Annotated in this window: 19 protein-coding genes; 11 read left to right on the top strand and 8 right to left on the bottom strand. The window is 71.8% G+C overall.

The annotated features are described in order from the left end of the window. Positions 1–5: 5 nt before the first annotated feature. The 5 genes from AC1ROY_RS14435 to AC1ROY_RS14415 form a co-directional block, all read right to left on the bottom strand. Positions 6–449 (bottom strand): DUF488 domain-containing protein, encoded by a 444-nt coding sequence (locus tag AC1ROY_RS14435; protein WP_493149538.1) that lies wholly within the window; start codon positions 447–449, stop codon positions 6–8. Then, positions 446–1,255 carry a pyrroline-5-carboxylate reductase gene (gene proC / locus AC1ROY_RS14430; protein ID WP_493149537.1) on the bottom strand — a complete coding sequence of 270 codons (810 nt, stop codon included), beginning with the start codon at positions 1,253–1,255 and terminating at the stop codon, positions 446–448. Before proC ends, AC1ROY_RS14435 begins: the two co-directional genes overlap by 4 nt. Positions 1,256–1,579: 324 nt before the next feature. Then, entirely contained in the window at positions 1,580–2,080 is a 501-nt protein-coding gene (locus AC1ROY_RS14425; RefSeq protein WP_493149893.1) for a type III secretion system chaperone family protein, read from the bottom strand. 247 nt (positions 2,081–2,327) lie between these two features. Beyond that, positions 2,328–2,675, bottom strand: coding sequence for a DMT family protein (locus AC1ROY_RS14420; protein ID WP_493149536.1), 348 nt, complete (start codon positions 2,673–2,675; stop codon positions 2,328–2,330). Further along, positions 2,672–3,952 (bottom strand): AmpG family muropeptide MFS transporter, encoded by a 1,281-nt coding sequence (locus AC1ROY_RS14415; protein ID WP_493149535.1) that lies wholly within the window; start codon positions 3,950–3,952, stop codon positions 2,672–2,674. Before AC1ROY_RS14415 ends, AC1ROY_RS14420 begins: the two co-directional genes overlap by 4 nt. Positions 3,953–4,053: 101 nt before the next feature. On the opposite strand from AC1ROY_RS14415, the gene AC1ROY_RS14410 reads away from it, so the two are divergent. Further along, positions 4,054–4,689, top strand: coding sequence for a histidine phosphatase family protein (locus tag AC1ROY_RS14410; RefSeq protein WP_493149534.1), 636 nt, complete (start codon positions 4,054–4,056; stop codon positions 4,687–4,689). 80 nt (positions 4,690–4,769) lie between these two features. Here AC1ROY_RS14410 and AC1ROY_RS14405 read toward each other — a convergent pair whose 3' ends face one another. Further along, a complete protein-coding gene (locus tag AC1ROY_RS14405) occupies positions 4,770–5,225 on the bottom strand; it encodes a winged helix-turn-helix transcriptional regulator (RefSeq protein WP_493149533.1) in 456 nt (151 codons plus the stop codon). Between the two features lie 119 nt (positions 5,226–5,344). Here AC1ROY_RS14405 and AC1ROY_RS14400 point away from each other — a divergent pair, with 119 nt between their 5' ends. The 6 genes from AC1ROY_RS14400 (at position 5,345) to AC1ROY_RS14375 (ending at position 10,030) form a co-directional block, all read left to right on the top strand. Further along, positions 5,345–6,064, top strand: coding sequence for a hypothetical protein (locus tag AC1ROY_RS14400; protein ID WP_493149532.1), 720 nt, complete (start codon positions 5,345–5,347; stop codon positions 6,062–6,064). Positions 6,065–6,328: 264 nt separating this feature from the next. Next, positions 6,329–7,114 carry a lipid-binding SYLF domain-containing protein gene (locus AC1ROY_RS14395; RefSeq protein WP_493149531.1) on the top strand — a complete coding sequence of 262 codons (786 nt, stop codon included), beginning with the start codon at positions 6,329–6,331 and terminating at the stop codon, positions 7,112–7,114. Positions 7,115–7,149: 35 nt separating this feature from the next. After that, entirely contained in the window at positions 7,150–7,665 is a 516-nt protein-coding gene (locus AC1ROY_RS14390) for a YcgN family cysteine cluster protein (protein ID WP_493149530.1), read from the top strand. Then, positions 7,662–8,603, top strand: a complete 942-nt coding sequence (locus AC1ROY_RS14385) for a dihydrodipicolinate synthase family protein (RefSeq protein WP_493149529.1) — start codon at positions 7,662–7,664, stop codon at positions 8,601–8,603. Before AC1ROY_RS14390 ends, AC1ROY_RS14385 begins: the two co-directional genes overlap by 4 nt. A 4-nt stretch (positions 8,604–8,607) precedes the next feature. Next, positions 8,608–8,922, top strand: coding sequence for a cupin domain-containing protein (locus AC1ROY_RS14380; RefSeq protein ID WP_493149528.1), 315 nt, complete (start codon positions 8,608–8,610; stop codon positions 8,920–8,922). Positions 8,923–9,025: 103 nt separating this feature from the next. Next, complete coding sequence (locus AC1ROY_RS14375) at positions 9,026–10,030, top strand: adenosine deaminase (RefSeq protein ID WP_493149527.1); 1,005 nt, start codon at positions 9,026–9,028, stop codon at positions 10,028–10,030. On the opposite strand, the gene AC1ROY_RS14370 is transcribed toward AC1ROY_RS14375, so the two are convergent. Together AC1ROY_RS14370 and AC1ROY_RS14365 are read right to left on the bottom strand one after the other, a co-directional pair. Then, positions 10,031–12,226 (bottom strand): YjbH domain-containing protein, encoded by a 2,196-nt coding sequence (locus AC1ROY_RS14370; RefSeq protein WP_493149526.1) that lies wholly within the window; start codon positions 12,224–12,226, stop codon positions 10,031–10,033. A 149-nt stretch (positions 12,227–12,375) separates the two neighbouring features. Continuing rightward, complete coding sequence (locus tag AC1ROY_RS14365) at positions 12,376–15,114, bottom strand: polysaccharide biosynthesis/export family protein (protein WP_493149525.1); 2,739 nt, start codon at positions 15,112–15,114, stop codon at positions 12,376–12,378. A 198-nt stretch (positions 15,115–15,312) separates the two neighbouring features. Here AC1ROY_RS14365 and AC1ROY_RS14360 point away from each other — a divergent pair, with 198 nt between their 5' ends. Genes AC1ROY_RS14360 through AC1ROY_RS14345 form a run of 4 tightly spaced genes read left to right on the top strand, consistent with a single transcriptional unit; the run spans position 15,313 to position 19,610 of the window. Next, the gene (locus AC1ROY_RS14360; RefSeq protein ID WP_493149524.1) at positions 15,313–16,899 is read left to right on the top strand and encodes a heparinase II/III family protein; all 1,587 of its coding nucleotides are present in this window, start codon (positions 15,313–15,315) and stop codon (positions 16,897–16,899) included. Continuing rightward, positions 16,896–17,825, top strand: a complete 930-nt coding sequence (locus AC1ROY_RS14355) for a hypothetical protein (RefSeq protein WP_493149523.1) — start codon at positions 16,896–16,898, stop codon at positions 17,823–17,825. The genes AC1ROY_RS14360 and AC1ROY_RS14355 overlap by 4 nt, the downstream gene beginning before the upstream one ends. After that, entirely contained in the window at positions 17,825–19,030 is a 1,206-nt protein-coding gene (locus AC1ROY_RS14350) for an O-antigen ligase family protein (RefSeq protein WP_493149522.1), read from the top strand. The genes AC1ROY_RS14355 and AC1ROY_RS14350 overlap by 1 nt, the downstream gene beginning before the upstream one ends. Next, a complete protein-coding gene (locus AC1ROY_RS14345) occupies positions 19,023–19,610 on the top strand; it encodes a sugar transferase (protein ID WP_493149521.1) in 588 nt (195 codons plus the stop codon). Before AC1ROY_RS14350 ends, AC1ROY_RS14345 begins: the two co-directional genes overlap by 8 nt.

Genomic DNA, 19,610 nt, shown 5'->3' with positions numbered 1-19,610 from the left:
GCGGATCAGAGGTGCTCGACCTCGAGCGTGCCGTTCCATTCCCGGTTCAGATACTCCACCACCAGCCGCCGGTGGCAGCGATGCGCCGTCGCCTCGGAGCAGAGCAGGCAGGCGCCGTCGAAGAGGGAGGGCTGCAGCGCCTTCTCGATCTTCCGCTCCTTCATCAGCGCGGAGAAGTCGCGCGCGAAGACGGTCCAGTCGCCCTTGTCCGTCTTGAAGAACTTCATCAGCTCCTCGGTCGGCGCGAGGCTGGGCTCGGGCGTGTAGTCCATGCCGTTGATCGTCTTCAGGAAATAGGCGAGGTCGTCCGCCTTGGCGAAGCCCGCGAGCTGCGAGGTCTTGTGCAGCCGGACGTCGATCACGCGCTTCACCTTCGCCTTCCTCAGCCGCGCGAAGAAATTTTCCGCCGTCGTCTTCGTGAAGCCGATGGTGGCGACGGCGGCCTTCACCCCGCGAGCTCGCGCGAGCGGGCGGTCGCGGCCTCGATGGCCTCCTCCATGATGGCGGGCCAGTTCTCCGGCCGCATGAGCACGGCCAGCGCGCGCTCGGTCGTGCCCTTCGGGCTGGTCACGTTGACGCGGAGCGTGGAGGCGTCCTCCGTGCTCGCCGCCAGCAGCGCGCCGGAGCCGGCGACCGTCACGCGGGCCATGCGGCGCGCGAGGTCGGGCGGCAGTCCCTGCGCGATGGCGGCCTTCTCCATCACCTCGGCCAGCAGGAAGACATAGGCCGGGCCGCCGCCGGAGACGGCCGTCACGGGATCGATGAGCGATTCCTGCTCCACCCAGGCGGCCTCGCCGACGGCTGACAGCAGCGTGTCGCAGAGCTCGCGCTGGGCGGCCGTCACGCCCGGTCCGGGACAGGCCACCGTGAAGCCGAGCCGCACGGCCGCCGGCGTGTTGGGCATGGCGCGCACGATGTGCGGCGCGCCGCCCAGGAGCTTCTGCATGCCCGCGACCGTCTTGCCGGCCATGATGGAGAGGAAGACCGTCTCCGGCCGGACGAGATGCGCCAGGGCCGGCAGGGCGTTCGGCGCCTCCTGCGGCTTGGTGGCGAGGATGACGGCGGCCGGCGCGAAGCCCGCGGGGATCTCGGCGATGCCGGCGAGATGGCGGACGCGGCCGGCGAAGGCGGACACCGCCGCCGCATGCGGCTCGACCACGACGGTCTCCGGCGGCAGGCCCTTCTCCAGCCAGCCGGCGAGCATGGCGCCGCCCATCTTGCCGCAGCCGATGAGGAGGAGAGGGGGGAGGGACATCAGCGGCGATTCCTGTCGGTTTTGCCGCAGTCTAGAAGATCGCGCGGGCGAAGCGAGAGGGCTCCGCCCCCTCGCGCTCCTCGCCATGGAACACGTTCCCTGGACCCATATTCGTTTCGGAGATGCAAGAACATGAGGTTCTTGCTGAGGGGGCGCGAAGCGGAGACAACGGGCAAAGCCCCCGTGACCTAACGTCCCCGCCAGCGCCCCAGCTTGGGACTGCGCGGCCGCCTTCGCGCGGCCTCCTGCTTCGCGACCCGGGCGGCCTGCCGGATCTGCGAGGCCAGGCGCGCGAGCCGCACGCCCGGCGTCTGCGCGCGCAACCTAGGCTTCGCCCACGCAGTCGAGCATCGCGGCTTCCAGCGCCTCGCCCGGCGCCTTGCCGCCCCAGAGGACGAACTGGAAGGCGGGGAAGAAGCGCTCGCATTCGGTGATGGCGATGTCGACCATGTCCTCCAGCGATTCCGCCGAGGCGCCGGGCGCCCCGCGCAGCAGCACCGCATGGCGGAAGACCGGCACGCCCTCGTCGGATTCCAGCCCGAAATGGCCGATCCAGAGGCGCTCGTTGGCCAGGGCCAGCAGCTCGAAGAGTGGGCCGCGGCGCTGGTCCGGCACCTTCACGTCGAAGGCGCAGGAGAAGTGCATGGCGCTGATCTCGGGCGACCAGGAGAAGAAGAGGGTATAGTTGCACCACTTGCCCGGCGCTTCCGCCGCCATCTCGCCGTCCGAGCGTCGCTCGAACATCCATTCATTGGCGATGACGATCTGTTCCAGCACGTCGAGCGGGTTGGTTGCGCGTTCGTCGTCAGCAACCTCTGCCAGCATTCCGGACATGTGGCACTCCCCTATGGGCCCGGTTGGGTGCGCGAGCCATGCCCCGGGCGGGCCGGACTCACGAGTGACGGGGCGTGACCGCCCGATGCCGCGCGTCGCCCCCTCGGACCTCCCCCAAGGCCCAGGGATTGGGGTGCGCCATGCGATTCACCACCACCGGTAGGCTAGGCGAGCCGAATCCCGTGTCGCAAGTCCCGCGAATGCGAAGAAGCTGTGAATAACTGTGACCGTGGTGGGTTCAGTCGACGGGCAGGAAGATGAAGATGACGGCCATGATCAGGCAGCCCATGGCGGCAAAATAGGTCCAGCGGAGCTGCTCGCCCAGGAAGGTCACGCTGAAGACGGCGAAGACGCCGAGGGTGATGACCTCCTGCATGACCTTGAGCTGCTGGCCGGTGAAGGTGCCGTAGCCGATGCGGTTGGCCGGGACGGCGAGGCAATACTCGAAGAAGGCGATGCCCCAGCTCACCAGGATGGCCACGTACATGGGCCAGGCCGGCGCCTTGAGGTGCCCGTACCAGGCGAAGGTCATCAGGACATTGCTGCCGACGAGCAGCAGGGGGGTCAGCCAGAAGGCGTTGTTCATGCTGCGAGGGCCATCGGTTGAGCGGGAGGGAGGTTTCGCGGCGGCGGCGGCAGGCGCTTCAGCAGCCAGAGCATGATGCACAGCGCGGGCAACGCAGCCGCCGTCGTCAGCAGGAAGAAGTTGCGCCACCCCATCGCCTCGGCCAGCTGCCCCGACCACCCGCCGAGGAAGCGCAGCGGCACCGCCGCCAGCGAGGAAAGGAGCGCGTATTGGGTGGCGCTGAAGGCACGGTTGGTGAGCGCGGTCAGATAGGTCACGAAGGCCGCGTCTGCGAGCCCGTCGGTGAAGTTCTCCACGCCGACCTGGGCGTAGAGCATCGCCATGTCCCGCCCCGTGGAATAGAGCGCCACGTACATCAGGTTGGACAGCATCTGCGCTAGCCCGGTGATGACCAGCGCCCGCCCCGTGCCGATGCGCGAGACGAACCAACCGCCGGCCAGCACGCCGACCAGCATCATGACGAGCCCGAAGACGCTGCCCACCGCCGCGACCTCGCCGCGCGTGAAGCCGATCTCGCGGTAGAAGGGCGCGGTCATGATGCCGGCCAGCGCCTCGCCCAGCTTGAACAGGCCGACGAAGAGCAGGATCGCCAGCCAGTAGCGGCGCTTCATGAAGTCGGCGAAGGGATCGATGACGGCCGTCCGGATCCGCTGGGCCCAGCCCATGGGCTCGGGCGGCGCCGCGGCCGGCTCCGGCGCGCAGAGGGTGGCGACGAAGCCGATGCCGACCAGCGCCGCGCAATAGGCGAAGGTGCCGGACCAGCCGATCACCGCCACCAGCGCCAGGCCGCCGCCGCTCGCCGCCAGCAGCGCGAAGCGGTAGCCCCAGACGTAGCAGGCGAAGCCGTAGCCCTGGGATTCCTCCTCGAGGATCTCGATGCGGTAGGCGTCGACCACGATGTCCTGGCTGGCCGAGAGGAAGGCCACGACCACAGCGACGGCCGCCGTCAGCACGGCGGATTGCGTGGGGTCGGTCAGGCCCAGCGCCAGGATCGACAGGATCAGCGGCGGCTGGATGGTCGCGAGCCAGCCGCGCCGGCGCCCCAGCCGGGCCAGGATCGGCGGCCGCGCATGATCGATCACCGGCGACCACAGGAATTTCAGCGAATAGGAGAGGCCGATCAGCGCCGTGAAGCCGATCGCGGTGAGCGAGAGTCCCGCCTCCGAGAACCACTGACGCAGCACGAAGCCCGTCAGCGGCAGCGGCACGCCGGCGGAAAAGCCCAGCGCGAGCATGACGAGGAAGCGGCGGTCGCGGAACAGCTTCACGATCTGCATGCGGAATGGCTATCAGCCCGGATCGAGCCGCCACAAGCGCGGGTCTGACGCGACCCGTCGTCCCTGGCGGCATGTGGGCCGCGCCGCTACACGCATCGGCCATGGAACCGGCCCGCTTCTTTCTGATCCGTCATGCGCTCGTCGAGGCCACGGCCCGCGCGACGCTCTACGGCAACATGGACGTGCCGCTCTGCGACGTGTCGCTGAAGGGCGAGGCGGCGCTCTACCGCTGGCTGGCCGCCCGCCTGCCGCGCCCGGCGCATTGGGTCGCGAGCTCGCTGGTCCGCACCCAGGCCACGGCGGCGGCCATCTTCGCGGCCGGCTATCCGGAGCAGGAGCTGGCGATCGAGCCCCACCTCGCCGAGCAGTCGCTGGGGGAGTGGCAGGGCATCAGCCACGAGGCGCTGGTCGAGCGGCTGCGCCACCCTGCGCACCCCTTCTGGCCGCACGCCGCGGTCGAGCGCCCGCCCGGCGGCGAGAGCTTCGACGACCTGCGCGCGCGCGTGGCGCCCGTCATGGAAGGCCTGGCCGAGGCCCGTGCCGGCGAGGATGTCGTGATCGTCGCCCATGGCGGCAGCATCCGCGCGGCCCTGGCCCATGCGCTGGACCTCGACGCGCACCAGGCGCTGACCTTCTCGATCAAGAACCTGTCGCTCACCCGGCTGGAGAAGCACGGCGCCGACTGGCGCGTGGTCTCGGTGAACGAGGAGCCCTGGATCCTGCCCGACGTGGATTAGGGCCCGGTCGCCGCAGGTGGAATCACCGGAGGGTGGATCAGGCCCTCGAATGGGTCGGCCGACCGGCAGGATCTCCGGCGCTAGGCTGGCTCCTTCGGGGCCAGGCGGAAATCGCGGGGTCCGAGGCTCCGTCCATCCTGCGCCGCGAGCTGCAGCTTCGCGAGCGGCTGCCCGCTCAGCCTGTCCACCATGGCGGATGTCAGCCCGCCATCCTCGAAGCAATTCTGCTCGCCCCATTGCCAGAGCGCGATGAGGACGACGTAGAGCTGCTCGCCCTTGGGCGTCAGCACATAGCGGTGGCCCGGCGCGGAATCGGTGTCCGCCTCGATGCGGAAGATCCCGTCCTCGACGAGCTTTCGCAGCCTTGAGGACAGGATGTTCTTCGCCAGGCCAAGGCTCTTCTGGAACTCGCCGAACCGCTGACGCCCCTGGAAGGCATCCCGGACGATCAGGAGCGTCCACCAGTCGCCGACCAGCTGGAGGGCGCGTGCGATCCCGCAGCCGGCTCCGCCCAGATCGGTCCTCCTGCCCTTCATCGAATTCTCCGCCGTCGGTGCTGTGCCATGGGTTGCAAATTTAAACCATTCGATCATCCTGTCGATAGGTTGCAAATTTAAACCTTCCGGTCGGACGCCGGCAGCAGCGGAGATAGAATATGAGCGATCTGTTGGAGCTTGCCGTCGCGGCGCATGGCGGCTGGGAGCGGTGGCGGCAGCTCCGGCGGCTGACCGCGCGCATCTCGGTCGGCGGCGCCATGTGGCATGTGAAGGGCTGGCCGGACGTCTTCGCCGCGGCGGAGGTCTCGATCGACCCGCATCGGCCCCGGACCGAATTCTCGCCCTTCCCCAAGCCGGGCCAGCGCGGCCTATACGAGCCCGGCCGCACCGCCATCGTGACCGACCGCGGCGAGGTCCTCGAGCAGCGGGAGTCGCCGAGGCTGGCCTTCGAGGGCCACACCCTGGCCACGCGCTGGGACGCGCAGCACCTGATCTATTTCTCCGGCTATGCGATGTGGACCTATCTGACCACGCCCTTCCTGTTCGGGCTTCCGGGATTCCAGGCCGAGGAGATCGCGCCCTGGGACGAGGACGGCGAGACCTGGCGGCGCCTGAAGGTCGCCTTCCCCCCGGATATCCCCAGCCATTCCCGCGATCAGGTCTTCTACTTCGACGCCTCCGGCATCCTTCGCCGGCAGGACTACAGCGTCGACATCATGGGCGGGACATCCAGCGCGAATTACGCCAGCGAACCGCAGGCCTTCGATGGGCTGGTCTTTCCGACGAAGCGCCGCGTCCATGCCATCGGCGCGGAGAACCGGCCGATCCTCGACCGTGTCGCCGTGGCCATCGACATCCAGGGCATCGACCTGGCGTGAGAGGCCGTCCGGGAAGTGCCGGCGGGTCGTTCCCACGGCGTCTTCCGGGCCCGAAAAATCCGCGGCAAATCCTCCGCCGGCGGGATTCCCGAACGGCCTTTGAGGCGGCGTGCCGAGCTTTCGATCCGGTGTGGAAGAAGGCTTTCGCGGACGCTGCGCCGAGGCGGCGAAGCCCCTCCGGAGGGGCCCAAAGCCTTTTCCCTTCCGGCACGGTGAAGCCTGAGGTAGAATCGCGCGTTTGCTTGGGGTTATCGGGGGAAGCTCATGCGCCTTGTCATCCTGGCCGCCCTGGCGGCGCTTTCGGCCTGCGCGGGTGCGCCCACCGGGAACGCGCCGCAGGCGCTCGTCGACCGCTCCGCGCTCACGGTGCAGGAGATCCTGACGGAGGAGAACGACCGGCTCGACGCCGCGAGCGTGCTGCGCCGGGCGCGGGGCGCCCTCATCTGCCCCCGCACCTTCAGCGCCGCCTTCTTCGCCGGCGGCGAGGGCGGCGACTGCGTGCTGGTCGGCCGCGACGCCGCGGGCTCCTGGTCCTCGCCGGCCTTCTATCAGACGGGCTCGGGCAGCATCGGCTTCCAGGCGGGCATCCGCGACAGCCAGACGCTGCTCCTGCTCATGACCGAGAAGGCGATGAACGCGGCCATCCAGAACCAGTTCCGCTTCGGCGCCGACGCCTCGCTCGCCGTCGCGCATGTCGGCGGCTCGGTCGAGGCGGCGACCACCACCAATCTCGGCGCCGACATCCTGGCCTTTTCCCGCTCGCGCGGCCTCTTTGCCGGGCTGTCCCTGGAAGGGACGGTGATGGATCCGAAGCCGGAGTGGAACATGGCCTATTACGGCCGCGAGGTGGCGCCGCGCGACATCGTGATGAACATGGCCGTGCACAATCCGGGCGCCGACCCGCTGCGCGCCGCGCTCATGCGCTTCGGCGGCGCGCCGGCCGCCGCCCCCGTGGCCGAGCCGCTGCCCGCGGCGTCTGCGCCGGGCCGTGCCTCGCGCGGCAGCGTGGGCCGCACGCCGCTGCCGCCGCCCCCGCCGCCGAGGCGCTGATTTCACAGCCGGCGGAGTTGCGCTAAACCCGTCATGTGACGGCTCCGCTGCCCTTCTGGAAGACCAAGACGCTCGAGGCGATGACATCGGCCGAGTGGGAGAGCCTGTGCGATGGCTGCGGCCGCTGCTGCCTGCACAAGCTGCGCGAGGAGGACACCGATCGCCTCCACCACACCGAGGTCGCCTGCCGGCTGCTGGACACCGCGACGGCCCGCTGCACCGACTACGCCAACCGCCGGAGCCGCGTGCCGGACTGCATCCGCCTGACGCCGGCGCGGCTGCGCGGCATCGACTGGCTGCCGCCCACCTGCGCCTACCGCCTGCTCGCCGAAGGGCGGGACCTGCCGTCCTGGCATCCGCTGCTCTCCGGCGACCCCGAAAGCGTCGTCCGCGCCGGTATCTCCGTGCGCGGCCGCGTGATCAACGAGCGCCAGGCCGGCGCCACCGAGGACCATATCGCCACCTGGCCAGGGAACTGGCCACGCCGGGCGGGCACACGCCCCGCCGTCGGCTCACTGCCCCTTCGCTCTTCCCAAGGAAACCAGCCATGAAGAATGCCCTGTTCGGCGGCGTGAACGCCGCCGTCCTCACCGCCATGACGCCGGACCTCGCGCCCGACCTCGACCGCATGGCGAAGCACGCGAAGTGGCTGCTGGCCAATGGCTGCAACGGCCTGGGCATCCTCGGCACGACGGGCGAGGCGAACAGCTTCGGCCTGCACGAGCGCAAGCAGATCCTGGAAGGGCTGATCGCCCGCGGCGTGCCGGCCAGCGTCATGATGCCGGGCACGGGCTGCGCCAGCCTCACCGACACGGTCGAGCTCACGCTGCATGCCAAGCAGCACGGCTGCCGCGGCGTGCTGCTGCTGCCGCCCTTCTACTACAAGGGCCCGTCGGATGACGGCCTCTTCGCCTACTTCTCCGAGGTGGCGAAGCGCGTCGGCTCGGGCATCGCGCTGTACCTCTACAACTTCCCACAGCAGTCGGCGGTGCCCTTCAGCCTCGACCTGATCGGCCGCCTGCTGAAGGCCTTCCCCGGCGTGTTCAAGGGCGTGAAGGACAGCTCGGGCGACTACACGAACATGAAGGCGATGATCGACGCCTTCGCCGACCAGGGCTTCGAGGTCTACACGGGCTCCGACGAGTTCCTCCAGAAGATCCTGGCCGAGGGCGGCGCGGGCTGCATCACCGCGGCGAGCAACGCCAATTCGCATTGGGGCGGCATCGTCTATGCCAAGCGCACGGGTCCCGAGGCCGATGCGGCGCAGGCCATGCTGGCCGCGACCCGCAAGGCCGCGACCTCCTTCCCGCTGATCCCCAACCTGCGCGAGGTGATCGCGCGCAGCACGGGCGACGACGGCTATCGCGTGATCCGCCCGCCGCACCTGCCGCTCGACAAGGCGACGGCCGACAAGTGCTGGGCCGCCTGGGTCGCGACCGGCGCGATCCCGCTGCCCGGCATGGCCGCCACCGCCCAGGCCGCGGAGTAACAACATGTCCGAGCCCCTGCGCTGCCGTGCGCCTGCCGTCCCGGTTTCGCTGATCGACGACGACAAGCTGCGCGTCATCCGCTGGGAGTTCGAGCCCGGCGCGGAGACCGGCTTCCACCGGCACGGCTGGCTCTATGTGGTCGTGCCGATGAACGACGGCACGCTGCACATCGAGTTCCCGGACGGCACGACCAGCACGGCGGAGCTCAAGGCGGGCGTGGCCTATTCACGCCTCGCCGGCGTCGAGCACAATGTGGTGAACGGCGGCACGGCGCCGCTGGCCTTCGTCGAGACGGAAGTGAAGGCCTTTCCGGGCTAGAGCGGGGTGACCGAAGGCGCGAAGGCGCCGTAGGTCTGAATCCCGCGACAAAACAAAAGTCCAATCCTGGCTTCCGGGCAACGCCCCGGGATAGGCTTCCGCGATGGGGAAAGACGCCTTCATCGCGGGCCTGCCGAAGGCCGAGCTCCACATGCACATCGAAGGCAGCCTCGAGCCCGAGATGATGTTCGCGCTGGCCCGGCGGAACAAGATCCAGATCCCCTTCGGCAAGGTCGAGGAGGTCCGCGCGGCCTACAGCTTCTCCTGCCTGCAGGACTTCCTCGACATCTACTACCGGGGCGCCGGCGTCCTGCGGGAGGAGGAGGATTTCCACGACCTCGCCTGCGCCTATTTCGCCCGCGCCGCGGCGGACAAGGTCGTCCACGCCGAGATCTTCTTCGACCCGCAGACGCACACCGACCGGGGCATCCCCTTCGGGACCGCCGTCGGAGGGCTCCTGGCCGGCATGGCGAAGGCCGAGGCCGAGCACGGCGTCACCTCGCGCCTCATCCTCTGCTTCCTCCGGCACCTGCCGGAGGAGAATGCGATCGCGACCCTCAAGGCCGCCGAGCCCTGGCTCGACCGCATCCTCGGCGTGGGGCTGGATTCGAGCGAGCAGGGCAACCCGCCGGCGAAATTCGCCCGGGTCTTCGCGATGGCCGCCGAGCGCGGCCTGAAGCTGCTGGCGCATGCCGGCGAGGAGGGCCCGCCCGAATACATCCGGGAGGCGCTCGACGTGCTGAAGGTCGACCGCATCGACCATGGCAACGCCGCCCTGCAGGACGAGGATCTGACGACGCGGCTGGTCCGGCAGGCGACGACGCTGACCGTCTGCCCCCTGTCGAACCTCAGCCTGAAGGTGGTGGAGTCCGCGGCCGACCACCCCATCGCGCGGATGCTCCGGCGCGGCCTGCGCGTCACCGTCAACTCGGACGATCCGGCCTATTTCGGCGGCTATGTGAACGAGAACTTTCGGGCCATGGCGGGGCTGCTGGAGCGGGAGGAGATCGTGGCGCTGGCGCGCAACAGCTTCCTCGGCTCCTTCCTGCCGGACGGGGAGGTCAGCCGCCATCTGGCGGCGATCGACCGCTACGCCGCTGGGGCCTGATCACCGGCCGAACCATTCGTAGCCGCGTTGCAGCGCATCCGCGCGTCCGTCGCGCGCCACGTCCCATAGCGGATTGTCCACCGCGAGCCTTTGCCCGCCGTCGCGCTGCACCGGCCGCAGGTTCACCGAGGCCCGGTTGCGCGTGCCCACGCCGAAGAAGTCGAAGGGGATGCGGATATAGATCCCCTTGTCGAAGCTGCCCTCGCCGAATTCTCGGCGGCTGACATTGGTGAAGGTGGCGAAGCCGCCGATCTCGATGCCGCTGTCGAAGCGGCGCCCCATCTCGATCGTCCCGCCCCAGTCGCCGGCCAGGTAGCGTCCGCCGCGAATCACCGTGTAGAGGTTCCACAGCGGCAGGTCGGCATAGAGCGAGACGTGCCCCGTCGCGACCGAATAGCCGAGCGACCCGAAGCGCTGCCGGTAGTCGCGCTGCGCCACGTAGTTCACGTCGAGCCCCAGCGCCCAGGAGCGGTCGTAGGGCCGCCAGAGCACCTCGGTGGAGATGCCGCCGAACATGGGCTCCAGCAGGCCGCCGGTGAGGCGCGCATAGACCTCCGGCGCCGGGTTCCAGAGCCGCTCCAGATAGAGCGCCGGGATGGTCGGCGTGTCGGTCCGGGCATATCGGGCAAAATCGCTGCGGACATGCGGCAGCAGGCTGTCGCTCGGCAGCCCGCCGTCGAGGTTGCCGGCGATCGCCTGGGCCACGCTGCCGGCGACCGCCGTGTTCCAGCCGAGCTCCAGCCGCCCGCCCGCTGCCACACCGCCCTGCCAGCGCAGCGAAGTCTTTGCGTCACCGACCTGGAGGTTGAGCGTCGGCGCGATCCCCCAGGAGAAGCGCGGCGGCGCGGTGCGGATCGCGCTGCCGCTCAGCGGCTCCGAAAAGGCTGGGAGGAGCTGTGTGGCGTGCAGGATCTCCTCTGCGCTGCCGCGCCCGCGGGCCAGGTTCTCGAAGGCCTCGCGCAGGGTGACGAGCCGCGCCACCACGGCGCCGTCGCGCTCCCAGGTGAGATGGATGCGCTCCACCTCCGGCGGCAGGATGGGTTGCGCCGCCCGCACCACGCGGCCGGTCACCTGCGCCAGCGTGCGGTAGCGCCCGCCGGAGACGGTGATGCGCGCATCCTCGCCGCTGATGTCGAAGGCGATCGGCAGGAAGCCCGCCTCGCGCAGCGCGGGGAAGAGCCGGCGCGCGAGAGCCGCATTGCGCGTGGCCTCGCCCTCCGCGTCGTCGGCGCCGAGGCGCAGCGTGCCGTCATAGCCGGCGGCAGCCTGCATCACCCGGTCGCGCCAGCTCGGGCGCGGCGCCGGCGGCTCGATGGATTCCGCGACGGGGCTGGGCCGTGGATACATGGGCGGCGGCGGACGGCGCGGCAGTTCCGGCGGGTCGTTGGGATCGAGCCGCAGCGAGGCGCGCAGCAGCAGGTCGGTCCCATGGACGAAGGAGAGTCCGACATCCACGTGACGGTTGGGCTGCCAGTTCAGGCCGACATTGAAGCGGCTCGCGGCCTCGCCGCGCAGGTTCGTGGTGCGGGCGGGATAGCCGCCGCGCTCGTCGCGCAGCGCGTCGGCGGAGTACTCGACCTTGGCGCGCAGCCCCTCGATCGCGCCGAGCGGCGTCGGGATGGACGGCACCGACCATTCCAGCCCCGCGAAGATGCCCGCGCTGCGGCCCCGGAACAGGCTGTTCAGCGCCACCGTGCCGCCCTGACCCACGTTGCGCGACCGGGTGCCGAAGTAGGAATTGCTGTAGCTCAGCGGATTGCGGATGTCGTTGCCGGTGGCGAGCCGGCCCCAGCCCATCCCAAGCGTCGCGTCGACGGACCAGAAGCGCTTGGAAGCCGCGACATACTCGCCCTGGTAGAGGCCGGTGCCGATCACGTCCTGCAGGCCGATCGCCAGTGCCGGGCGCCAGGCATTCTCCTCCCAGACGCGCAGCTTGAGGTCGAAGGCGCGGTCTGTGCTGGTGCCCTGGCCGGTGGTGCCGTTGAGGCGGTCGGTGATGCGGAAGGTGGTCTCCAGGAAGGGCAGGGCCTGGAAGTTCACGAACCAGAAGTTGCGCTGGCGCCGCACAGCGATCCCGGCCTCGATGGTGCCGTCCAGGCGGAAGCGGGCATTGGGCATCTCGATCAGGCCGACGCGGCCGAAATTCGAGCCGGAGGCGGGGACGTCGTCGAGGGCCTGGGCGGGGGAGCCCGTCAATAGGGCGAAACCGGCGAGAAGCAGGGCCGGCCATCGAGAATCCGGCCGCATGGCGGCCGTCGCGCCCAGACCTGCCTTCCCAGGCGCGGTTCCGTCGCGGCGCGAAGCCAAGCCGCCGGAGGCGGCGCCCGGCGCTTGAGGGCACGAAATCAGTTCCCGCTGCCCCGCGTGATGACCGCGAGTGCCGCCGCCGAGATCGCGAGCTGCCCCGCCACCTGCGTCATATCTCGGAGAAAACCCCAGCTCTCGAAGGGCGAGGGATCGTTCGGCACGATCACCAGGCTGCCGGGGGGCACGGGCGGCCCACCCTGCTGCCAGGAGCCGAGCCCCGCCGGCGCGGACGAGCCGTTGGGCAGCACCAGGAAGGCGCGCGACTGGTCGGCGAAGCGCTGCGTCCCGCCGGCCGCGGTGACGTAGCGCGAGGCCCGCCAGCCGCTCACGAATTGCAGGCTGCCTGGGTTCTGCACCGAGCCCACCACCGTCACCTCGTTGGGCCGCTTGGGCATGACGACGAGGTCGCCCGGCTCCATCAGCACGTCGAGATCGGGGCGGCCGGCGAGCACCACCGGATTGGCCTCGACGACCATGCGCCCTGCGGCGCGGGCCTCACGCAGGGCCGCGGCCATCTCGCGCCCGGCGGCGACGGCGCCGGCGATGTCCGTGCCTTGCCGTGTGCCGACCACGGCCTGGCCGGCCGCGACCTGCATCAGCCCGGTCTCCAGCTCGCGGGCGGTTCGTTGAAAGCCCTCCTGCTGGCGGTTGCGCACGCTCTCGCGGGTGAAGACGGCGCCATAGGGATAGGCCTGCGGTGTCAGCCCGCCGGCGCGGGCGATGAGCTCGGAGAGTCGCTCGCCGCGGCGGATGTCGTAGATGCCCGGCCGCTGGAACTCGCCCACCAGCGAGACCGGCCCGGTGTCGCGGTCGCCGAAGCCGCGGGGGATGCGGATGCCGTCGCGGGGCGAGAGCCGGACGGCCTGGAAATTCCGGCTGCGCAGGTCGAGCAGGGTGCGGCTGAGGGGGATGGCGCTGGTCTGCTCCGTCGGCTCGCGCGCGAGCTCGATGGAGGAGAGGTCCGCCGTGTCGGTGACGCCGCCGGCCACGGCGAGCAGCGCGTCGAGGCCCGTGTTGTCGATGATGGGATAGAGGCCGGGCAGCCGCGCCTCGCCGGTCAGCAGCACGGAATTGTCCAGCAGGAAGGTGAGCAGAGCCGGATAGTCGAGAAAGACCTGTGGGCAGGGCAGGGCGCCGAGCTCGGGGAAGCCGGCCACACGTGCATGGCCGAAGCGCTGCGGCGAGGAGCGCGCGGCGATGGCGAGCTGGGTCAGCGCCGGGCAATCGAGGCCGGCCGGCAACCCGCTCCCGGTCTGCGGCCCGCCGGGCGGCGGCGGGGCGGAAAATCCCTGCGGCGGGGCGATCGGTGTGGCCCCGCGCGGCTGCGGCAGCGCGACGGGCAGCGCGGGCGCCACCGTCGAGGTCTCGGTCTCGCCGCGGAGGGCCCGCTGCACCGTCGGGCTGGAGAGCCAGAGCACGTCGGAGAGGGCGAGGATCACCACGTCGTCGCCCTCGGCAAGCGGCAGGTCGGTGCGGCCCTGCAGCAGGGCGGCGAGGTCGAAGGGCTGGAAGCGCCGGCCGCGGCTGCGGGCGTCGACGCGCAGCACCACGGCCATGCGGGCATAGGGATCGGGCCGGACGAGGCGGGAATCCGCCAGCAGCCCGCGCAGGGTCGCGCCGCGCCCGCCCATGGCGCGGGTGGTCGGCTGCACCACATGGCCGGAGAGGCGGAGCTGCTGCGACTGCACGTCCGAGCCCGGCTGGACCAGCAGCGCGTCGCCGCGGCGCAGCGGGGTGGAGAGGGCGATCTCGCGGAAGGCGCGGCGGCCCTCGCCGTCGGTGGTCTCCAGCAGGTAGCGGTTGCCGGTGGGGCGCAGCGCATCGCCCGCCAGCCGCAGCATGGTGCCCAATGGCGCCTGGGCGCCGCCGGCCGGTAGCTCGTAGATGGCGGGGCGCGAGACCTCCCCGCCCAGCGCCACCACGCCGCCGATGGGTGGCACGAGGATGCGATCGCCCTCGCGCAGCGTGAGGTCGGGGGTGGCGCCCTCGCCGGCGATGACGGGGTAGAGGTCCACGATGCGCCGGCCATTCGGCCCCTCGACGCGGACCGCGCGCAGCGTGCCGGACTTGCGCACGCCGCTGGCGGCGACCAGCGCGTCCAGCACATTGGCCAGCGGCGAGAGCGGCACCACGCCCGGCCGCATCACCTCGCCGCCCACGAAGACCGTCACCTGCCGGAGCTGGCCGAGCGACAGGAAGACCTCGGACCCCGCGAGCTCGCGCTGGGCGCGGGATTCGAGCTCCGCGCGCAGGTCGCGCAGGGTTCGGCCGGCAGCGGCGATCGGCGGCAGGTCGGGCAGCAGCAGCATGCCCTCGCGCGTCACGCGCAGGGTGAGGTTCTGGCGCGAGCGGCCGCGCAGCGCGATCACCAGCTCGTCGTCGCGGCCGATCATGTAGTCCTCCGGCACATTGCCGAAGGCGTTGCCGACGGGGGCGCCGCCGGGGCCGGAGCGGAAGGTGTCGTAGCCGAACTGCCGCAGCGGCTGGGTCAGGCGGTTGGCGAAGAACTGCTCGACGGGCGAGAGCGGATCCTCGGGCACCGCGGCCGATGGCAGCGGCAGGGCGGCACCGGGCAGCGGCGGATTCGCGCCGGGCGGCGGCGTCGGCGGCAGGGCTGGGGTCGCACCGCCGAGCGGGCGCCCGGCCCCGGCATCGAGCAGGCGCTGCAGGATCTCCTGCTGGGCGGCGGGCGGCAGGCTCTGCAGGGGCGCGCCGCCGGGCAGGGTGGGCGGCAGCGAGGGAGGCGCGAGAAGGGTGGAGGGAAGGTTCTGGGCCAATCCTATCGCTGAAGAAACGAATTGGGCCAGCAGCAGGCCCGCGACAGGAATAAGTCGCGAAAGAAACCTATGCGCGAGCACCAATCATTTACCTCATCCTGAGATTGTGGATTTGGCCCAAATGCCCCCATGCTTGCAACCATGAGGGGTATTGCTCTCTCCGTTTCATATAATTGGGGGCTGCGGCTGGATGCGGTGATGCGGCTGGGCCCGCGCGCGGTGGCGCTTGCGCTGCTCGGGCGCGGCGCCTGGGCGCGCGCCTGGGTGGCCGCGCGGCTGCGGGACAGGCCGGTCCCGGCGGCCTGGCCGGCGCCATCCATTGCGGTTCCCGGAGCCGGCGGCTTCGATCCCACGCTCCCGGCGGCGCATCTCCGCACGATGGCGGGGCCCGACATCCGCCCCCTCTGGGAGGCCAATCGCTGGGCGGAGCTGCCTCGCCTCGCCTTGGCCGGCGAGGGCGCGGGAATAGCGGAATTCCTGGCCGCCTGGTTCGCGGCCAACCCGCCCTATCGCGGCCCGAACTGGGCCTGCGGGCAGGAGGCGGCGCTGCGGGCGCTGCACCTCGCGCTGGCGGCCGCGCTGCTCGATGCACGCCCCGACGGCGCGGCGATGCGCCTGCTGGCCCGGCGCATCGAGGCCAACCCCGCCTATGCCATGGCGCAGGACAACAACCACCCGGTCTCCGAGGCGGCCGGGCTGCTGGTCTGCGGCCTCGCGACGGCGGATGCGCGGATGGCACGGCGCGGCGCGCGGCGGCTGGACGCGGCGGTGGCGCGGCTCGTCGCCGATGACGGCAGCTTCGCCCAGCCGAGCCCCGCCTATCATCGCCTGCTGCTCGACGTGGTCTCGACGGCGGAATGGCTGCGCCGCCGCTGGTCCGGCCCGCCGGCCGCGCCGCTCACCCGGGAGCGCATGGCCGCCGCGACGCGCTGGCTGCATCGCCTCGCCTGCCCGGAGACCGGGGCGCTGCCGCGCATCGGCCACCAGGACGGCTCGCATGTCGCCGACCTCTCGGAGGCCGGGCCGGACGACGCCCGCGCCAGCCTGGAACGCGCGGCGCGCCTCTTCTGCGGCGCCTCGGCCGGATGGCCCGAGGATTCCGGCTGCGCGGCGATGGGCCTGCCGCTGCCGGGCGAAACCCTCGCGGAATCCGGCGATTGGAACAGCCTCGGCTTTCTCGGGCGCCGCAGCGGCCGGGCCCGCGCGATTCTCCGCACCGGGCCGCTGCGCTTCCGGCCCAATCACGCCGACCTGCTGCATCTCGACCTCTGGGACGGTCTGGAAAACCTGCTGCGCGACGGGGGCACCGGCGCCTACAATCCCGAGGACCCGAGTTGGCTCCCCTATTTCCAGGGTGCCGAGGCCCACAACACGATCGGCTTCGACGGCGAGGACCAGATGCCGCGCCTCGGCCCCTTCCTCTTCGCGCACTGGCCCGCGACATCAGCGTTGCCCGATGGCGGCTGGTGGCGCGACCGGCGCGGCCGCACCCACGCCCGCGAGATCTTTCCGACCGCCGGGGGCTTCCGGGTCGAGGACCGGATCGGCGGGCCCTTCGCCGAGGCGGTGCTGCGCTGGCGTCTCATGCCCGGCGAATGGGGGCTCACGAAGGATGGCGTCGAGGGGCCGGCGCGCCTCGCCGTCGCCGCCGACGCGCCGGTGCGGCTGCGGCTCGTCGACGGGCTCGAAAGCCTCGCCTATGGCGAGACGAACCCGCTGCCGGTGCTGGAGGTGCGCGTCCGCGCCGGGGCCACGCGGCTCACCACCGTGATCCGGCTCGCATGACGCTGGACGAGCTCCTGCGGGGGTTGTGGCGCCAGACGCGCTGGATCGCGCCGGCGGCGCTGCTGCTCTATGCCGGCGCGGCGACGATCGTCTGGAACTGGCCGCGCAGCTACGTCGCCTCGGCCATCGTGGCGCCGGCCGAGACCACCGGCATCGCCACGTCAGCGCTGCTCACGCCCGCGCCCTTCCTGCAGCCCTCGCTCCTCGACCAGCGGCCGGGCGGCAATTTCGCCGTGTACCTCGCCGCGCTGCGCGCGCCCGAGGCCGCCGAGGCGCTGGTCCGCGAGACCAGCCTGCCGGCCGAGCTGGAGGCGCGCCGCGCCGCGCCGCCCTTCGGCCCGATCCGCCGTGCCCTCGGCCTGCGCATGACGGCCGATGCCGACGACGTGCTGACCTTCCTCGAGCGAAACTTCGCCGCCACGCCCTCGCTCACCTCCGTCACCTGGACGCTGGAGCTGGTGCATCGCGACCGCGCCACCGCGCTCCATGTCCTGCAGCGCCTGCACGCCGTGGCCGAGGGCCGCGTGCGCCAGACGCTCGCCGAGCTCGCCGAGCGGCGCATCGTGGCGCTGGAGGCGCGGCTGCGCACCGAGCCCGACCTCTTCCTGCGCAGCACGCTCTACGACCTGCTGGCGCAGCAGCAGCGCGCGGCACTGGTCGTCTCGGCCGACGAGGCGGCCGCGGCGCGCCTGGTCTCGCTGCCGATGGTGGAGCTGCGGCCCTCGGTGCCCAACCGGCCGCTGCTGCTGGTCCTGCTGGCCATCGCGATCCCGGGGGCCGTCGTGCTCCTCGCCGCGTGCCGGCTGCTGCTGCGCGGGCGAGAGGAGTGGCGGGCGCCCGTCTGGCCGGGGCCGCCGCCGGCGCGGGAGCGGATCGAGCCGGTGCTCACGCGCACGCCCGCCTCCACGCCCCCTGGCGACGGCTGATGCTGACGGCCCTCCCGGCCCTCGGCGGGACGGCTGGAATCGCCGCCGCCGCGATGCACTTCGCCGGCGCGCTGAAGTCCACGCCGGCGGTGGCGGCGCTGCCCTTCGACGTGACGCTGCTCGCGGCGCTCGGCCTGCTCGCGCTGCTGCCCCTGCTTCTCGCCGGCCGGTCCTGGATCCTGGCGCCGGGGCTGGGCCTGCCGCTGGCCGCCTGCGGCGCGCTCTGGGCCTGGTGGGTCCTGGCCGCGACCTGGAGCCCCTGGAACGAGGGCGTGGCCGATCGCCTGCCGGAGATCATGGTGATCGGGCCGGTCATGGTGATCGCCGGCCTCGTGACCGGCGCGGAGCCGGCGGCGCGGCGCGTCTTCTGCGATGCGGTGATCTGGGTCGGGGCCTTCGTCGGCGTCTCGGTGGCCTGGGGCATCGCGACCGACGCGGTGGTGCTGGGCGGGAAGGTCGGCGTGGACCCGTCGCGCGTGCGCGTGCAGTACCAGGTGGCCGGCCTCGCGATCGCCTGCGCGGCCGGGCTTGCGGCGCTGCGGGCGACATCAGCGGGCGGCTGGCGGCGCATCCTCTGGCTCGGCGTGCTCGGCGCACTGGCGGCGGCGGTGCTGCTGCCGGGCGGGCGCGCGGCCTTTCTCGCGCTGGGAATGACGGTCGCGCTGGCGCCGGCCCTGCGCTGGGTGCTGCAGGGGCGCGTCGGGCCGGCGCTGCTCTGGCTCTGCGCCGCGCCGCTCTGCGCAGCGGTGGGACTCGGCGTGCTGCTGCTGGACCCGGAGCGCGTCGAGGAGCTGGCGACGCTGGAGCGGCTGACGCGCGACACCGGCGGCGTGGATTCCGCGCGCGACATCCTCTGGGCCGAGGCTTGGCGCTGGGGCGGCTTCGCCGGGCTCGGGCCGGGCGGGTTCCCGGTTGCCGCGGGCGTCGGCCAGGATCGCGGCCTGCATCCGCACAACCACGCCATCGAGGCGCTGGTGGAGGGCGGGGCGGTGGGGCTGCTGCTGTGGTGCGGGGCCTTCGGCGGGGCCGTGCTCTTCGCGCTGTCGCGACTCACCCGTGTGGAGCCGGAGCGCGCGGCGGCGATCCTGGCGCTGACCCTGCCGCTCGCGCTGACGGCGATGGTCTCGACGGATCTCGGCAACCGGATGGTGTGGTTCGCGCTGGGGCTCGGGCTGTCGCTGGGCGTGGAGGCACGGCGTGTATAGACGCTGGGGCAAGCGGGCCTTCGACGTGACCGCGGCCTCGGCGCTGCTGATCCTGACCGCGCCGGCGATGGCTGTCGTCGCGCTGCTGGTGCGCGCGCGGCTCGGCCCGCCGGTGCTGTTCCGGCAGACCCGTGCGGGGCGCGGCGGCGCGTGGTTCCAGGTGCTGAAGTTCCGCAGCATGCGCCACGGGCCGGGCGACGATTCCGACCGCCTCACGCCGCTCGGTCGCGCGCTGCGCGCGACTGCGCTGGACGAGCTGCCGCAGCTCGTCAACGTGCTGCGCGGCGAGATGAGCCTGATCGGGCCGCGGCCGCTGCTGCCGGAATACGCCGCGCGCTACACGCCGCGCCAGGCCTCCCGCCTCTCGGTGCGGCCGGGGCTTTGCGGCCTCGCCCAGTCCAAGGGCCGCAACGGCGTGCCCTGGGAGGAGCGGCTCGAATGGGATGCGCGCTATGTCGAGCGCATCACCTTCGCGGGCGACCTGCGCATCCTGCGGGACTGCGCGCGCGTGCTGCTGCGCGGCGAAGGCGTGAGCATGCCGGGCCACGCCACCATGGCCCGCTTCGACGAACGAGGCTGA

It is taken from the genome of Roseococcus sp. GW821-FHT12F05, assembly GCF_058806835.1.
Note: the sequence above shows the minus strand (reverse complement) of the source record. Positions and strands in the feature narration are given on the sequence as shown.

Coding starts and splice junctions, on each gene's coding strand:
- proC (WP_493149537.1), bottom strand. CDS start 1,255: ATGTCCCTCCCCCCTCTCCTCCTCATCGGCTGCGGCAAGATGGGCGGC.
- AC1ROY_RS14425 (WP_493149893.1), bottom strand. CDS start 2,080: ATGCTGGCAGAGGTTGCTGACGACGAACGCGCAACCAACCCGCTCGAC.
- AC1ROY_RS14420 (WP_493149536.1), bottom strand. CDS start 2,675: ATGAACAACGCCTTCTGGCTGACCCCCCTGCTGCTCGTCGGCAGCAAT.
- AC1ROY_RS14415 (WP_493149535.1), bottom strand. CDS start 3,952: ATGCAGATCGTGAAGCTGTTCCGCGACCGCCGCTTCCTCGTCATGCTC.
- AC1ROY_RS14410 (WP_493149534.1), top strand. CDS start 4,054: ATGGAACCGGCCCGCTTCTTTCTGATCCGTCATGCGCTCGTCGAGGCC.
- AC1ROY_RS14405 (WP_493149533.1), bottom strand. CDS start 5,225: ATGAAGGGCAGGAGGACCGATCTGGGCGGAGCCGGCTGCGGGATCGCA.
- AC1ROY_RS14400 (WP_493149532.1), top strand. CDS start 5,345: ATGAGCGATCTGTTGGAGCTTGCCGTCGCGGCGCATGGCGGCTGGGAG.
- AC1ROY_RS14395 (WP_493149531.1), top strand. CDS start 6,329: ATGCGCCTTGTCATCCTGGCCGCCCTGGCGGCGCTTTCGGCCTGCGCG.
- AC1ROY_RS14385 (WP_493149529.1), top strand. CDS start 7,662: ATGAAGAATGCCCTGTTCGGCGGCGTGAACGCCGCCGTCCTCACCGCC.
- AC1ROY_RS14380 (WP_493149528.1), top strand. CDS start 8,608: ATGTCCGAGCCCCTGCGCTGCCGTGCGCCTGCCGTCCCGGTTTCGCTG.
- AC1ROY_RS14375 (WP_493149527.1), top strand. CDS start 9,026: ATGGGGAAAGACGCCTTCATCGCGGGCCTGCCGAAGGCCGAGCTCCAC.
- AC1ROY_RS14360 (WP_493149524.1), top strand. CDS start 15,313: ATGCGGCTGGGCCCGCGCGCGGTGGCGCTTGCGCTGCTCGGGCGCGGC.
- AC1ROY_RS14355 (WP_493149523.1), top strand. CDS start 16,896: ATGACGCTGGACGAGCTCCTGCGGGGGTTGTGGCGCCAGACGCGCTGG.
- AC1ROY_RS14350 (WP_493149522.1), top strand. CDS start 17,825: ATGCTGACGGCCCTCCCGGCCCTCGGCGGGACGGCTGGAATCGCCGCC.